The organism is Dechloromonas sp. ZY10, from assembly GCF_041378895.1.
Taxonomy (GTDB): domain Bacteria; phylum Pseudomonadota; class Gammaproteobacteria; order Burkholderiales; family Rhodocyclaceae; genus Azonexus; species Azonexus aquae.
This window is the reverse complement of the sequence record NZ_CP144212.1, coordinates 2003560-2017943: the sequence shown is the minus strand read 5'-3', so window position 1 is coordinate 2017943 and position 14384 is coordinate 2003560. Positions and strand designations below refer to the sequence as shown.

15 protein-coding genes are annotated in these 14384 nt (G+C 62.9%); 8 read left to right on the top strand and 7 right to left on the bottom strand.

Annotated elements, in window-relative coordinates; all coding sequences use genetic code 11:
* Window positions 1–3: 3 nt before the first annotated feature.
* Window positions 4–657 carry an arylesterase gene (locus tag VX159_RS09190; RefSeq protein WP_371322591.1) on the bottom strand — a complete coding sequence of 218 codons (654 nt, stop codon included), beginning with the start codon at window positions 655–657 and terminating at the stop codon, window positions 4–6.
* Between VX159_RS09190 and VX159_RS09185 the strand changes: the two genes are divergently transcribed.
* Window positions 656–1354 carry an ABC transporter ATP-binding protein gene (locus VX159_RS09185; RefSeq protein WP_371322590.1) on the top strand — a complete coding sequence of 233 codons (699 nt, stop codon included), beginning with the start codon at window positions 656–658 and terminating at the stop codon, window positions 1352–1354. The two genes, VX159_RS09190 and VX159_RS09185, sit on opposite strands and share 2 nt — an antisense overlap.
* 59 nt (window positions 1355–1413) lie before the next feature.
* Here the strand turns inward: VX159_RS09185 and VX159_RS09180 are convergent, their stop codons facing one another.
* Both VX159_RS09180 and VX159_RS09175 read right to left on the bottom strand, forming a co-directional pair.
* Window positions 1414–3672 (bottom strand): response regulator, encoded by a 2259-nt coding sequence (locus VX159_RS09180; protein ID WP_371322589.1) that lies wholly within the window; start codon window positions 3670–3672, stop codon window positions 1414–1416.
* Window positions 3673–3786: 114 nt separating this feature from the next.
* Complete coding sequence (locus VX159_RS09175; RefSeq protein ID WP_371322588.1) at window positions 3787–6099, bottom strand: Tex family protein; 2313 nt, start codon at window positions 6097–6099, stop codon at window positions 3787–3789.
* A gap of 121 nt (window positions 6100–6220) precedes the next feature.
* Between VX159_RS09175 and fliW the strand changes: the two genes are divergently transcribed.
* Window positions 6221–6664: a flagellar assembly protein FliW gene (gene fliW / locus VX159_RS09170; RefSeq protein ID WP_371322587.1), complete on the top strand. Its 444-nt coding sequence runs from the start codon at window positions 6221–6223 to the stop codon at window positions 6662–6664.
* Window positions 6665–6731: 67 nt separating this feature from the next.
* Here the strand turns inward: fliW and VX159_RS09165 are convergent, their stop codons facing one another.
* Window positions 6732–7253 (bottom strand): gamma carbonic anhydrase family protein, encoded by a 522-nt coding sequence (locus VX159_RS09165; RefSeq protein ID WP_371322586.1) that lies wholly within the window; start codon window positions 7251–7253, stop codon window positions 6732–6734.
* Window positions 7254–7393: 140 nt separating this feature from the next.
* Here VX159_RS09165 and VX159_RS09160 point away from each other — a divergent pair, with 140 nt between their 5' ends.
* Window positions 7394–7810, top strand: coding sequence for an LPP20 family lipoprotein (locus VX159_RS09160; RefSeq protein ID WP_371322585.1), 417 nt, complete (start codon window positions 7394–7396; stop codon window positions 7808–7810).
* A 1-nt stretch (window position 7811) separates the two neighbouring features.
* A complete protein-coding gene (locus VX159_RS09155; RefSeq protein WP_371322584.1) occupies window positions 7812–8990 on the top strand; it encodes a flagellar assembly protein T N-terminal domain-containing protein in 1179 nt (392 codons plus the stop codon).
* On the opposite strand, the gene VX159_RS09150 is transcribed toward VX159_RS09155, so the two are convergent.
* A complete protein-coding gene (locus VX159_RS09150; protein WP_371322583.1) occupies window positions 8991–10256 on the bottom strand; it encodes a dicarboxylate/amino acid:cation symporter in 1266 nt (421 codons plus the stop codon).
* A gap of 103 nt (window positions 10257–10359) precedes the next feature.
* On the opposite strand from VX159_RS09150, the gene VX159_RS09145 reads away from it, so the two are divergent.
* The gene (locus VX159_RS09145) at window positions 10360–10740 is read left to right on the top strand and encodes a nucleotide pyrophosphohydrolase (protein WP_371322582.1); all 381 of its coding nucleotides are present in this window, start codon (window positions 10360–10362) and stop codon (window positions 10738–10740) included.
* Window positions 10737–11516 carry an ankyrin repeat domain-containing protein gene (locus tag VX159_RS09140; RefSeq protein ID WP_371322581.1) on the top strand — a complete coding sequence of 260 codons (780 nt, stop codon included), beginning with the start codon at window positions 10737–10739 and terminating at the stop codon, window positions 11514–11516. The genes VX159_RS09145 and VX159_RS09140 overlap by 4 nt, the downstream gene beginning before the upstream one ends.
* A 28-nt stretch (window positions 11517–11544) precedes the next feature.
* Here the strand turns inward: VX159_RS09140 and VX159_RS09135 are convergent, their stop codons facing one another.
* Complete coding sequence (locus VX159_RS09135; RefSeq protein ID WP_371322580.1) at window positions 11545–12072, bottom strand: DUF3429 domain-containing protein; 528 nt, start codon at window positions 12070–12072, stop codon at window positions 11545–11547.
* 132 nt (window positions 12073–12204) lie between these two features.
* Complete coding sequence (locus tag VX159_RS09130) at window positions 12205–13050, bottom strand: 23S rRNA (adenine(2030)-N(6))-methyltransferase RlmJ (RefSeq protein WP_371322579.1); 846 nt, start codon at window positions 13048–13050, stop codon at window positions 12205–12207.
* Between VX159_RS09130 and VX159_RS09125 the strand changes: the two genes are divergently transcribed.
* Both VX159_RS09125 and VX159_RS09120 read left to right on the top strand, forming a co-directional pair.
* Window positions 13049–13552 (top strand): DUF3301 domain-containing protein, encoded by a 504-nt coding sequence (locus VX159_RS09125; protein WP_371322578.1) that lies wholly within the window; start codon window positions 13049–13051, stop codon window positions 13550–13552. The genes VX159_RS09130 and VX159_RS09125 overlap by 2 nt on opposite strands.
* A complete protein-coding gene (locus tag VX159_RS09120; RefSeq protein ID WP_371322577.1) occupies window positions 13527–14384 on the top strand; it encodes a D-hexose-6-phosphate mutarotase in 858 nt (285 codons plus the stop codon). The genes VX159_RS09125 and VX159_RS09120 overlap by 26 nt, the downstream gene beginning before the upstream one ends.

The window sequence follows — 14384 nt, the reverse complement described above, 5'->3', positions numbered from 1 at the left end:
TGCTCATTTTACCAGCGGTGCCAGCGTCCCCCAGAGATGCTCGAGCAGCAGCGGTTGGGCTGCGGCGGTTGGGTGCAACTGGTCGGCCTGGAATAGTTCCGGGCGAGTGGCGACCGGTTCGAGCAGGAACGGGAGCAGGGGAATTTTGCGAGTACGTGCGAGCTCGACGAAGACCTGGGCGAATTCGTCAGCGTAGGGACCATAGTTCGGGGGCAGGCGCATCCCTACCAGCAACACCCGGGCGCCGCTGTGGCGGGCATGGTCGATCATGTTTGCCAGGTTGTCGCGCAATTGCGCCAGCGGCAGTCCGCGCAGACCATCGTTGGCGCCCAGGGCGAGGATCACCAGGGCCGGTTTTTCGCGGCTGAGCAGCGGTGCCAGGCGGCTTCTGCCGCCGGCACTGGTTTCGCCGGAGAGCGAGCGATTGACGACGTTATAATCGCTGCCGCGTTCGCGCAGCCGTTGCTGCAGCAGCATTGGCCAGGCCGCTTCGGGGCGCAGGCCGTAACCGGCTGACAGCGAGTCGCCAAAAACCAGCAAGGTTTTTGCTGCCGCCAGCCCGCTGCCCGGCAGGCCAAGTGCAACCAGCAGTAGTGCGACGCAGTGCCACCCTGTGAGCGGGCGGTGGTAGGTTGAGCAGGAAGGAAAAGGACGCATGACAGACAAGGCAGTGGTGAGGGTCGAAGGGCTGGCCAAGGTGGTTGCCGGCGCCGGAGGCGAGGGCGGCGAATTGACGATTCTGCAGGATATTGCCTTCAGCGTCATGCCCGGCGAGTGCGTGGCGATGGTCGGAGCTTCCGGTTCGGGCAAGTCTACCCTGCTCGGTTTGCTGGCCGGGCTCGATTTGCCCACTGCGGGCGAGGTCTTTCTTGACGGGGTGGGCCTGAGCGCACTTGACGAGGATGCCAGGGCCCGGCTACGGGCCCGGCTGCTGGGGTTTGTCTTCCAGTCCTTTCAGTTGCTGCCGGCGCTGACGGCGCTGGAAAACACGATGCTGCCGCTTGAATTGAGCGGGCGGCGGGATGCCGCCGGGCAGGCGCGGGCCTGGCTGGAGCGGGTTGGCCTGGGGCAGCGGCTGCAGCACTTCCCGCGTCAGCTATCGGGTGGCGAACAGCAGCGGGTGGCTCTGGCCCGAGCCTTTGCCGCCGCACCGCGCCTGGTACTGGCCGACGAGCCGACCGGCAATCTTGATCCGGTCACGGGGCGGCAGATCATCGACTTGATGTTCGAGTTGAATCGCACGGCCGGCACGACCTTGTTGCTGGTAACCCACGATGAGGCAATCGCCGGGCGCTGCCAGCGCCGCCTGCGGATTGCCGCAGGGCGGCTGGTCGAAGATTCGCAGCAGGCCTGAATGCGCGGCCAGCGCCCGGATTTTGCCCCGGGCGGCAGTCGACCGTGAATCTGCCGGTTTCAGTCAGCTTCGCCGTTCAGCCAGCGGCTGACCGTGGCCAGCAGGTAGTTGGGATCGACCGGCTTGGCGATGAAGTCGTTCATTCCGGCATCGAGGCAGCGTTTGCGATCTTCGACAAAGGTGTTGGCGGTCATTGCCAGGATCGGTGTTTGCGCGCAGCCGGGCAGGGCGCGGATGCGGCGGGTTGCTTCCAGGCCGTCCATCCGTGGCATTTGTACATCCATCAGGATCAGGTCGTAGGCGGTACTGCCCGCCATCTCGACAGCCTGGAAACCATCGCCGGCGGTATCGATGGCCAACTCAAGATCGCAGAGCAGTTCAATGGCGATTTCGCGGTTGATCATTTCGTCTTCGACCAGGAGGATGCGTTTGCCGGCTCCGGTGCGCGGCATCTTGGGCTGGCCGGAGGGGGCTGCTGCGGGTTGGCTGCTGGGCTCCGCCACTTTGAGCCGGACGGTGAACCAGAATTCGCTGCCGTTGCCCGGGTGGCTTTCGGCGCCGGCATCGCCGCCCATCATTCGTGCCAGCCGGCGGGTGATGGTCAGGCCCAGGCCGGTGCCGCCGTGCATCCGGGCAATCGAATTGTCGCCCTGTTCGAAGGGGACGAACAGCCGTTGCAGTTCGCCCGGGTCAATGCCAACCCCGGTGTCGCGAACGGAAAAGCGTAGTAGCGCGCTTTCCTGAGATTGTTCCAGGGTCTGGCAGCCGATTTCGATGTATCCCTGATCGGTGAACTTGATGGCATTGCCGACATAGTTGAGCAGCGCCTGTTTGATCCGGGTTGGATCGCCGAGCAGGTGCTCCGGCACCTCGCTGGCGGTGAGGCGCAGGCTCAGGCCACGTGCCTGGGCACGGTCATTGAGCATGGTCTGGACGTCTTCGAGCAACTTGTGCGGACGCAGATCAAGTTCTTCCAGAGTCAGTTTGCCGGCCTCGATCTTGGACAGGTCGAGAATGTCGTTGATGATCCCGTTGAGATGCTGGGTGGCGTCGTCGACTTTCTGCAGGCGTTCCTGTTGTTCGCTGCCGGGACAGACCCGGCGCAGCAGGTAGACCATCCCGGTGATGGCGTTCAGCGGGGTGCGGATTTCATGGCTGACGTTGGCCAGGAACGATGATTTTGCCCGGTTGGCAGCTTCGGCTGCATCGCGGGCGGTGGCCAACTCGCGGGTCCGCGCATCGACCATGCGCTCAAGATTTTCGCGGTAATCGGCAAGTTGCCGCTCGACCTTGAGTCGTTCGGTGATGTCCAGCAGGCTGAACTGGAGCAGGGTTTTACCCTTGTGGCGGACCGCCATCAGGCGGACTTCGGCAGTCCAGCGTTCGCCATTCGGGCGGCAGTGTTCCCAGTTGAAGACCTCGATCCCCCGGTTGAGGCAAGCCAGGACATGGCGTCGTCCAGCCTGCTCCGAGTCTTCGCCGCTGGCCTGGGTGGGGGCTGAGACATCGAGCGGAGTCCAGTTCAGGACTTCTGCGCGGGAGCGGGCCTGATAAATTCTTACAGCGGCATCGTTGCAGTCGAGATAGCGACCGCTTTCCGGGTCCATCACCACCAGCGGGGTATGTGATCCGGCAAAGAGCACCCGGTTGTACTCCTCGCTTTCGCGCAAGGCTTCCTGTTCGCTGGCCAGCTCGCTCTCGGCCTGCTTGCGGCGGCGGATGTTGAGGACCAGCAGGCCGATGATTGCGGCTTGCCCGAGCAGACCGAGCAGCAGGATCAGGCGCTGACGGGCATGCTGCTCGGCGAGTTCCCGGGTGCGCTGGGCAACCATTTCTTCCAGCTTGTCCTGATAGGCCTGCAGTTCTGAGGTTGGCATCTGCTTGCCGGTGGTGTCGTGAATCACCGAGAAGAGCAGGGTCCGCTCGTCGTCGAGCCGCATCGGCGACGAGTACACTTCGACTGTGCGGATGCTGCCATCGGCGAGTCGATGCGGAAAGATGAAATAGTTGCGCTTTTCTTCTTTGGCCCGGAGACGCTCGGCTGCCACTTCGTCCGGGCCCAAGGCGTTAAGGTCCTGGATGCGCAGCTTTTTCAGTTCAGCTAAGGGGCGACCGTAAAACTCGCTGGCCGCCAGATTGGCATCGACGATTGCGCCATTGGCCGGATCGATGAACAGCATCACCGAGGTGTGGTGACGAAACAGCGAGGAGAGCAGGTTGTCGCTGGCCTTGGCCAAGGACAGCACGGTCGGGCTGATGATCGCCAGGAACAGGGCACAGAGCAGCAGGAGGAAGCGCGGCAGGGAGTGAGCGGTCATGGCGTTAAAGGCGCAGGGACGGGGCATTATAGGGAGTTTCCCCGGGGTTTTAGCGGCCGTGAACGTAAAATACCCCTGTCAATGACAGGGGTATTGGCTGCGTTTGCCGATCGACTATTTGCGTAGCTTGGCGAATGCTGCCGCCATCGCGTTGCCGGCTGGTGCGGGCGTGTTATGCCGGGCCTGCTGCCGTGACAGCGGCGCACCGCGCTGGCTGGCGGCGCCGCCATCGTGCTTCTTCGGCTCGTCGCTCATGCGCATGGTCAGCGCGATCCGCTGTCGTTGCAGGTCCACTTCCAGCACCTTGACCTTGACCACCTGGCCGGCCTTGACCACGTCGTGCGGATCCTTGACGAAGGTATTGGACAGCGCCGACACGTGCACCAGGCCGTCCTGATGCACGCCGATGTCGACAAAGGCACCGAAGGCGGCGACGTTGGTGACCACGCCTTCGAGGATCATGCCCGGTTGCAGGTCCTTGACCTCGGTGACGCCGTCGGCAAAGGTCGCGGTCTTGAACTCGGGTCGCGGGTCGCGGCCGGGTTTTTCCAGTTCCTTGAGAATGTCCTGCACGGTTGGCAGGCCGAAGCGCTCGTCGGTGTATTGGCTGGCATTGACCGCCTTGAGCAGGCGCGGGTCGCCCATCACGTCCTTGAGCGGTTTGTTGAGCGTGGTCAGGATCTTTTCCACCACCGGGTAGGCTTCCGGGTGTACCGACGAAGCGTCGAGCGGGTTGTCGCCATCCGGCACGCGCAGGAAGCCGGCGGCCTGCTCGAAAGTCTTGTCACCGAGGCGCGGCACCTTCTTCAGTGCATTGCGGCTGGTAAACGGGCCGTTGGCATCGCGGAAATTGACGATATTCGCTGCCAGCCCGGCGTTGAGACCGGAAATCCGGGTCAGCAGCGGCACCGACGCGGTATTCACATCGACGCCGACGGCATTGACGCAGTCCTCGACCACCGCATCCAGGCTCTTGGCCAGTTTGCTCTGAGAAACATCGTGCTGGTATTGGCCGACACCGATCGACTTGGGTTCGATCTTGACCAGTTCGGCCAGCGGGTCTTGCAAGCGGCGGGCAATCGACACTGCGCCGCGTAGCGACACGTCGAGTTCCGGGAATTCCTTGGCCGCCAATTCCGAGGCCGAATACACCGAGGCGCCGGCTTCCGAAACCACGATTTTCTGCATGCGTGCCTCGGGATATTTTTTCATCACGTCCTGTACCAGCTTGTCGGTTTCGCGGCTGGCGGTACCGTTGCCGATAGCGACCAGCGAGACGCCGTGCTGTGCCGCCAGGCGGACGATAGTGTGCATCGAGCCAGCCCAGTCGTTGCGCGGTTCGTGCGGGTAAATGGTGGCGGTTTCGAGCAGCTTGCCGGTGGCGTCGACGACGGCGATCTTGCAGCCAGTGCGGATCCCCGGGTCGATGCCCATGGTCACGTGCTTGCCGGCTGGGGCGGCAAGCAGCAGGTCCTTGAGATTCTTGCCGAAGACGCGGATCGCTTCTTCTTCCGCGCGTTCGCGCAACTCGTTCATCAGGTCGAGTTCAAGGTGGGTGTAGACCTTGACCTTCCAGGTCCAGCGCACGGTGTCGCCCAGCCATTTGTCGGCCGGGCGGCCCTGGGCCTTGATCCCGAAGCGGGCGGCGATGCGCTGTTCGCAGGGATTCGGCCCCGGTTTGATGTTGTCTTCGTCAAGTTCGCTATCGAGCACCAGGGTCACGCCGAGGAAGCCTTCGTTACGCCCGCGCAGCAGCGCCAATGCCCGGTGCGAAGGCATGCTGGCGATCGGCTCGGCGAAGTCGAACCAGTCGCGGAACTTGGCTCCTTCAACCTCCTTGCCCGCGACCACCAGGGAGCGGACCAGGCCATGCTCGTTGAGGTATTCGCGCAGTTGCAGCAGCAGGTCGGCATCCTCAGCGAATTTTTCCATCAGGATCTGGCGCGCACCGTCGAGCACGGCACGGGCATCGGCGAAGCCGGCGTCGGCGTTAAGGAATTTTTCGGCTTCGTCGTCCGGTGTCAGTTCCGGGTTTTCCAGCAAGGCCAGCGCCAGCGGTTCGATCCCGGCTTCGCGGGCGATCTGGGCCTTGGTCCGGCGCTTCTGCTTGTAGGGCAGGTAGAGGTCTTCGAGGCGCTGCTTGGTTTCGGCGTTTTCGATCTCGTTCTTCAACTCCGGGGTCAGCTTGCCCTGTTCTTCAATGCTGGCGATGATCGCGCCGCGCCGGTCTTCGAGTTCGCGCAGATAGGTCAGCCGCTCTTCCAGATTGCGCAATTGCGTGTCGTCGAGGCCGCCGGTGACTTCCTTGCGATAGCGGGCGATAAAGGGCACGGTAGCACCTTCGTCGAGCAGGGCGACGGCAGCGGTGACCTGCGGCGGACGCACGCCGAGTTCGAGAGCGATGCGGTGTTCGATGGGAGCGAGCATGGATCGGACGGCTTCAAAAAAACGGGGGGTGAATGATGCGGAATTCAACGGGAAAATACAACTGAGAGGCTTTCGTGTAGCATGTTTCCCAATGGCAAATTTTTTCAGAGGAGGATGAACAATGAAAGTCGACACCTACCTGTTTGGCGAGCTTGAGGTTTCTCCGGAGAAGGTCATTACCTTCCCGAACGGTCTGGTGGCCTTCGAGGAAGCAAAACGCTTCACGCTGATTCACGAAGAAGACGAGGCGATTCCGAATACCTTCACCCTGCAGTCGCTGGACGACCCGGCGCTGGCTTTCCAGATTGTCGACCCGACCGACCTTGGCTTCAGCTATGAACTGGCCCTCAGCGACGAGGAAAAGGCCTTGCTGCAGACTCCCGCTTCGGAAGATGTGGCCGTGATGCAGATGCTGTTCAAGAAAGAAGAGGACGGCAAGACGGCGATTTCACCGAACCTGCGGGCACCGCTGTTGATCAATATCCGCGCGCGCGTCGGTATCCAGAAGGTGATGGAAAAAATGAATTCAAAGGTGATGCTGAGCAATCTTGCCAGCAGCGTCTGATCCGGTCGGCCTTCTGCCGCAAGGAAGCGCGGGGCTATGGCCCCGCGTTGTCGTTCACCGATCCCGTTTATAGGGCTTCCAGGCAGTTTTGGTAGCGTTGGGCGTTGTCCACGTAATGGGCGGCCGAGGCTTGCAGACGGGCCACTTCGTCGGCGCTGAGTTCGCGCACCACCTTGCCGGGTGAGCCGACGATCAGCACATGATCGGGAAAGACCTTGCCTTCCGGGATCAGGGTATTCGCGCCGACAATGCAGCCCTTGCCGATTACCGCCCGGTTAAGAATCACCGAGCCGATTCCGATCAGGCTGCCGTCGCCGACGGTGCAACCATGCAACATCACCAGATGACCGACGGTGACATGGTCGCCAATCTTCATCGGTACGCCTGCGTCAGTATGCAGCACTGAGCCGTCCTGGATATTGCTGTTGGCGCCGATCTCAATCGGATCGTTGTCGCCGCGTAGCGTCGCATTCCACCAGATCGAACTGTTTTCACCGAGGCGTACATCGCCAATCACTGTGGCGTTGGGGGCTATCCATGCCGAGGCGGCAAGGACGGGAACTTTGTCGGCAAGTTTGAAAACAGGCATACGCTTTCCTTCCGGACGGTGCTGGTTCTTGGTTAACAATAAAAAAACAGTATGTTATAAGGGATACCTAAAGTTATCCCTTGAAATGTCGTTATCGCCGCATGAGGACGTTGACCGGGACATTCTAAGAGAGGGGAATCATGTCTGCCTGCAATTCTCGCCTTGGTGCGCTGGCTGTCTGCTCAGCCTTGTTGCTTGCTGCCTGTGCTTCGACCGGGCAGGACGAAATGCCGGTCCGGAGTGCGGGCGGGGCGAGCAAACGCCTGACCGCCGTCGGCTACGGGACGGCGGCCCCTTATACCAACCTGACTTTCGGCCAGCAGCGGCTGATGGCGATTCGTGCGGCGCAGGTCGATGCCTATCGGAATCTGGCCGAGCAGATGAAGGGCGTCAGTTTGACGGCCACCACCTCGACGGCCGCCTTCTCCAGCCAAGGCGATACGATCAAGACCCAGACCGAAGCGCTGGTGCGTGGCGCCCGGGTGGTTCATGTGGCGAGCAACAGCGATGGTAATTGGGAAGTGCGCCTGGAAATCGACGTCCCGGAAAGCAACTGAATTGTCGCGCCAGCCCGTTTTGCCGGTGAGTCGGAACCGCTTTCTGCCCTTGCTGTTGGCACTGGCAGCCTGCTGCACCCCACTGAAGGCCGCCGAGGTCACGGTCGAGGGAAGCGCGGTGATCGGCGCAGCTGGCATCGGCGCGGCCCGTGAGGAGGCGATCCGGCGGGCGCTGGCGCGGGCCGCCGAATTTCATGGTGCGCGGGTCAGTTCGCGGGCAGTGGTTGAGTCCGGTGTGCTCCAGGAAAGCGTGCAGGTTGCCGCCGATGCCTGCACCGGGCGCAGCGAGCAGATCGCCGAAAAAGTCACCGGCAAGGAGTTGACCGTGTCTTTGCGGGTCGAAGTTGCCGAGCGCGAGGCGTGTCGCCGCGAATGTCTGGTCAGCTATCGCAACCGCTTGCTGGTGGCTGCCTTCGCGCTTGAGTACCCGGAACAGAAGCAGTTCGATGAACCGGCCCGGCTTGCTGGTGCTACCGCGCTGGCGCTGGCACGGCGGTTGGAGCAGCGCGGGCGTTTGCCGGCAGTAGCCGATGATGCGCACTTTCCCTATCGTTCGCCGGCACGGGCGCCGTTGTTGCGCGATCCGGCAGCCTCTGCCGAAATCCTTGGCGGGCAGCGGGGGCAGTATTTGCTTTCCGGAGTGTACCGCGACCTTGGCGTGCAGGGGCCGTGGGTAGATCGCAAGCGCAACTTGCAGATCGAGGCCTTCCTGCACGATCCAGCCAGCGGTGAACTGCTGGCGCGCCAGGTTTTTGCCCGCGAACTTGGCGGGCGAGCCGAAATCAGCAGCAAACACACCATTGGCACGGCGGCTTTTGCGGCGACCGACTTTGGTCAGGGCTGGATGGCCTTGCTCGACGAAATAGCCCAGTGGGCAGAGCAGCGCGCGTCTTGTTTGCCCTTCATCGCCCGGGTAGTCAAAACCGGGCCAAAAAACTCCAGGACCCTGCATATCGATGCTGGTAGCGAAGCGGGTTTGAGTGCCGGCGATGTATTGCTGCTGCAGACCTGGAAAAACGGCGAAATTGCTACGCCAGCGGGCACTGCCCTGGGCAGGGAGCGCGGGGCGGCAGTGCAGGCGGTGATTCGCGAGGTCTATCCGCGCTTCGCCGTAGTCGAGTTGCGCGAGAAGCCAGCGACGCTGGTGGTCCGCCCCGGCGATCTCCTCTACTCGCGTTAATCAGGCTGGCTGCCGGCTGGTGCCGGCCGTCTCGGCGTCGCTGCCGGCGAGCTTCTGCACAATCAGGCTGCCGACCATGTCGCCTTCGACATTGACCATTGTTCGTGTGGTATCCAGAAGGCGGTCAATCGGCAGCAGGATGGCAATCGCCTCGGTCGGCAATCCGACCGATTCCAGCACCAGCACCATCGACAACATCCCGACGCTGGGAATCCCCGGGGCGCCGATGGCTCCCAGCATGGCCACGGCGAAGACGATGGCCTGGCTGGCGAGATCGAGTTCGATGCCGGCCAGGCGGGCAACGAAAAGTGCGGCAGCCGCTTCGTACAGCGCCGTGCCGTCCATATTCACGGTCGCCCCGAGCGGAATCACGAAGCCGGCGATGTCCTTGCGCACATGCAGGTGCTGTTCGGTACAGCGCAAGGTGATCGGTAGCGTTGCGGCGCTCGACGAGGTAACGAAGGCGGTGACCAGGGCTTCGCGCGCACCCTTGAAAAATTTGCTTGGCGAGATGCGGGTGAACAGCCAGAGCAGGGCCGGTAGTACGATCAGTCCGTGGAACAGCGTAGTACCGGTGACCACTGCGATGAAATGGCCGAGGCTGGCGAGCAGGGCTCCTTGTTGAGTGGCAACCAGTTGCAGCAGTAGCGCGGCGAGGCCGAATGGGGCCAGGTGCATGATCCAGCCAACGATCAGCAGGCACAAGTCCTGCAACTCGTCGATCAGCTGTCGCAGCTGTTTGAAGCGTTCGCCGCCAATTACCAGTGCGACCCCAAGAAACAGCCCGATGATCGCGACGGCGAGGATGTCGCCCTGGGCCAGTGCCTTGAACGGATTCTGGAACAGCCCGCGCATGAATTGTGCAAGGTAGTCCGGCAGTGGCATCTGGCGTGCCTGGTAGTGCGCCGTGGCATCGGCAAACATGGCCAACTGCAGGCCTTCTCCGGGGCGGAACAGGTGTGCGGCGGAGAAGCCGATCAAGATTGCCAGTGCCATGGTGGCAAAAAAGAACACCAGTGTCGTAGTCCATACCCGGTGCATCTGGTGATGCGCGCGCAGGTTGGCAACGCCGCCGGCAATCGAGGCGAAGATTAGCGGCACCAGCACCATCCGAAGCAGGTCGAGAAACAGGTTGCCGAGCATTTTTGCCGCATACAGTGTGTTGACCGTGAGCGGTTCCCCCGGGTGGCCGGCCAGCCAGCTGCCGCCAGCGAGACCGAGCAGGCAGCCGGCGAGAATGCGCGAATTGAGTGAGGCAAGGAGCATGGTGGAGGGAGAGTCCGGACGGGGAGGGAATTGTAGCGGGATTGCCCAGCTCTGCTGCGACTGGCATCATCGCGCGCTACTGATTAATAGCACGGGGCCCGCGATGGACACAGGCGTTAGCGACTTGCAGGGATTGACGGCGGCCTTGCTGCGGTTTCGCGACGAGCGCGACTGGGCCCGCTTCCACTCCTTGCGCAACCTGATCGTTTCGCTCAACCTGGAGGCGGCCGAGTTGCTTGAACTGACGCAATGGCAAGCCGATCACGAGATTGAGGCGATTCCGGCCGATCCGCAGCGGTGCGAGGCGTTGGCCGACGAGTGTGCCGATGTACTGCTCTACCTGCTGCTGGTTGCCGAGCGGGCCGGAATTGACCTGGCTGCCGCCGCTTATGCGAAAATCGGAAAGAATGCCGCCAAGTATCCGGCCGAGCAGGTGCGCGGGTCGCGCACCAAATACACCGAATTGAAGTTGGACCAGCGATGAAACACCCCCTGTTTGCCCCGATGGGCAAGGATTATCCGATGCATCTGGAAGCGCAGTACGAGCGCATCCTGATCAAGATCGAGCAATTGTGGGGAATGCCGCTGATCGAGGATTATTTCTCCGATTTGCTGATCGACAAGCGCGGCGGGCGCCAGGGGTTTCCGCCCGAGGTCGCGATGGATATCGTCAAGCTGCGTGAATTCCACGAAGTCGAAACCTTCCGCTCGGCCGAGCGCAAGGAGGAGGCCGCGCAGCGGCTGGTCGCACGCAAGGTACTGCTGACCGCCGACGGCTTCATGCATGCCTTTCGCGATGGCAACCAGGAACTGATCGACCTGTTCGTTCGTGCCGGCTTCAAGCCGCCGCCTGACGACAATGGTGTTCCCCTGCTGCTGGCCGCGCTGCGGCGCGGGCATACCGTGGTTGCCAAGATTCTGATCGATGCCGGGGCTGACGTGAATGCCCGCGACAACCTCGGGCTGACCCCCTTGCTGGTCGCCTGCGGCAAGACCACGCCGGGCTACCGGGTGATTGCCGAAAAGCTGATCGCCAAGAAGGCACTGCTCAATGTCCGCGACGTGTTCGGTTTCACGCCGCTGATGCTGGCGATTTCCGGCGGCATGTTCGAGATTGCCCGTCTGCTGATCGAGCGTGGGGCCGAGTTGAACGCGGTGGCGCGCAAGGGGCAGAGCGCCCTGAGCCTGCTGCAGGCCAGCGAAGCACCGGAAAAGCGCGATCTGATCAACCTGATGATCGAGCGCGGCCTCAAGGCCTGAATTTTCGCCGTTTTCCCCGGTTCAGGTTTCAGAACTGCTGCATCCGCGGCGGCAGCGGGTGGGGAATCGTCATCCCGTTGGGGAGCAGCCGCGACGGGCCGGGAACGCTGGCGAACACCAGTACCGCCAGCAGCGACAAGGTGGCGCCCAGGGTCAGCAGGGTTCGTAGCGGCAGATACCAGGCCGGCAGGTGGCGGCGCCGGGCGAGTGTCATGTCAAAGGCGTAGTGCAGCCAGAACACGGCAATCAGCAGCCCAAGGTCGACATTGGCCGGAACGATCATTGCCGACCAGGCCGCCAGTGCCGGAATCGTGCTCCAGCCCATCAGCAGCCATTGTTCCCGACGGCTGGCGTGGGGTAGCAGCATGGCAAAGCCCCAGTGCAGGGCGCCGACGAAGGTCAGGATCACCGCGCCGTAGGCGACCAGTGCGATATGCACGATGCCCGGTCCCTGCGGGTCGTGGATGCGCCAGGCTGCAAGCAGCACAAAGGGCAGGAGACCGCCAATGCCCAGCCATAGTGCGGCGGCGGGTGTGGAGGCAGGTGGCGGGCGCATGGCAGACTCCTCGGCAGGTTTGCCATAGGACTGCGCTTGCCGGGAATCGTTCGTGCCGGGCATGGCGCGGCACGAGCCGGCCGCGCACGGTTTTGGCCGGTTTCCACGGTCGACCGTGGAAACCGGAGTTTTTCAGCCTTCCTGGCTTTCGATCAGGTATTTTGCGCCGGCGTCCTGGGCGAGCAACTCGGTCAGCTGCGGCAGTGCCGCATGCAGCTTCTGTTCCAGCGTCCACGGCGGATTGATCACGAACATGCCGCTGCCGTGCATGCCGAAGCCGTCTTTGGCCGGGGCCTTGACCTGCAGCACGGCATGCAGCCAGCTTTTGGCGCCGAGGTTCTTGAGTCGGTCGGGCAGTTCGAAGGCCTCGCGCTTGGCCAGGGTCGGATACCACAGCGCGTAGGTGCCGGTCGGAAAACGCTTGAGTGCTTCCTGCAGGCCCTTGATCACGGCGGCGTAGTCGGCCTTGGTTTCGTAGGATGGGTCGATCAGTACCAGCGCCCGGCGCGGTGGCGGCGGCAACAGCGCCTTGAGTCCGGCAAAACCATCGCCTTCGGTGATCGCGACCTGGCGCCCGGCGCCCTGAAAACATTCCTTGAGCAGGCGCTGGTCGGTGCTGTGCATCTCGAACAGGCGCAGGCGGTCGCCATCGCGCAGCAACTGCTTGGCCAGCCAGGGTGAGCCTGGGTAGTGGCGCAATTTTCCGTCCGGGTTGAGGCTACGGACCAGTTCGACGTAGTCGGCGACGATTTCCGGCAGGTCTGGCGTTTGCCACAGACGGCCGATGCCGTCGCTGTACTCGGCAAGCTTGCTGGCGTGGGCCGAGTCAAGCGCGTAACGACCGGCGCCGGCGTGGGTGTCGATGATCCAGAAGGGGGCCGATTTTTGCCCGAGGTAATGGGCAATGTCGACCAGGATCAGGTGTTTGAGCACGTCGGCGTGGTTGCCGGCGTGAAAGGCATGGCGATAACTAAGCATGGGCGCAGTATACTTCGCCGCCATGCCGATAGAAGAAAGCTTTTTGCTCCTGCTGGCCCTGGCCGGCCTCTGGTTCTGGCTCGACACGCTGAAGGCGCGCGAGGCCGGAGTGCTTGCTGCGCGCGAAGCCTGCGCCGCCGAAGGCTGGCAATTCCTCGACGAGAGCGTTGCCGGACGCGGCGTGCGCCTGGCGCGCGATGACGAAGGCCGGTTGCGGCTGCGCCGGATTTACGCCTTTGAATACTCTGAGAGCGGCTTTGAGCGCAGTCGCGGCAGCATCACCCTGCTCGGGCAAAGCGTCGAGTGGCTGAGCATCCGCCACGCTTCGCGACCGACTGAGCGAGAAATTTCCGATCGTTCGCAGGCTTTTCCCGCAGCGACCCCGAACCCCACTCCGCAGCCGACGGCCCGCATCATTCAGTTGCGTCCGACGGTGGCCGCGCCTGCGCCGGCCGGAGAAAAAAACAAGGAAACCCATGTCCCCCAAGACTTACACGATTGAAGATATCGAATTCAACGGCCAGCCGGCCCTGCGTCTGGCCGCGCCCAACGGTGCCAGCGCGACGATTGCGCTGTTCGGCGGGCAACTGCTGTCGTGGATCACGCCCGACGGCCGCGAGCGGCTCTACCTCTCCGAGCGGGCGGTGTTCGACGGCAGCCAGCCGATCCGTGGCGGCGTGCCGGTCTGCTTCCCGCAGTTCGCCCAGTTGGGTGATCTGCCCAAGCATGGTTTTGTCCGCACCCGCGAGTGGACCGTGAGCGCCCGCCGCACGGGGGACGATTACGCGCTGGCGACGCTGGAAATCAGCGACGACGAACTGACCCGGGCGCTGTGGCCGCACTTTTTCCGCCTTGAACTGACGGTGATGCTCGAAGCCGACCGGATCGACCTTGAACTGTGCGTGGTGAACGAGGGCGAGGAAGCATTCAGCTTCACCGGCGCCTTGCACAGCTACCTGCGTCTGACTCAGGTCGAGGATGCGGCGCTTGAAGGTGTGCATGGCTATACCTACCGCGATGCCGTGCTCGGTGACCGCGAAGTGCGCGAAAGCGGCACCCAGCTGGTGGTCGAGAGCGAGGTTGACCGGGTCTACCGCAATGTCGGCCGGCCTTTCCTGCTGCAAGCCGGGAACTACAGCCTGGGCATCCATCAGCGCGATTTCCCCGATACCGTGATCTGGAATCCCTGGGTCGATCGCTGCAATCAGATCGACGACCTGCCGCTCGACGGCTGGCGCCGCTTCCTCTGCGTCGAAGCTGCCGCCGCCGATAATCCGGTGACGGTCGAACCGGGCGAGGAATGGTACGGCCGGCAGACGCTGGTCGTGGTCTGA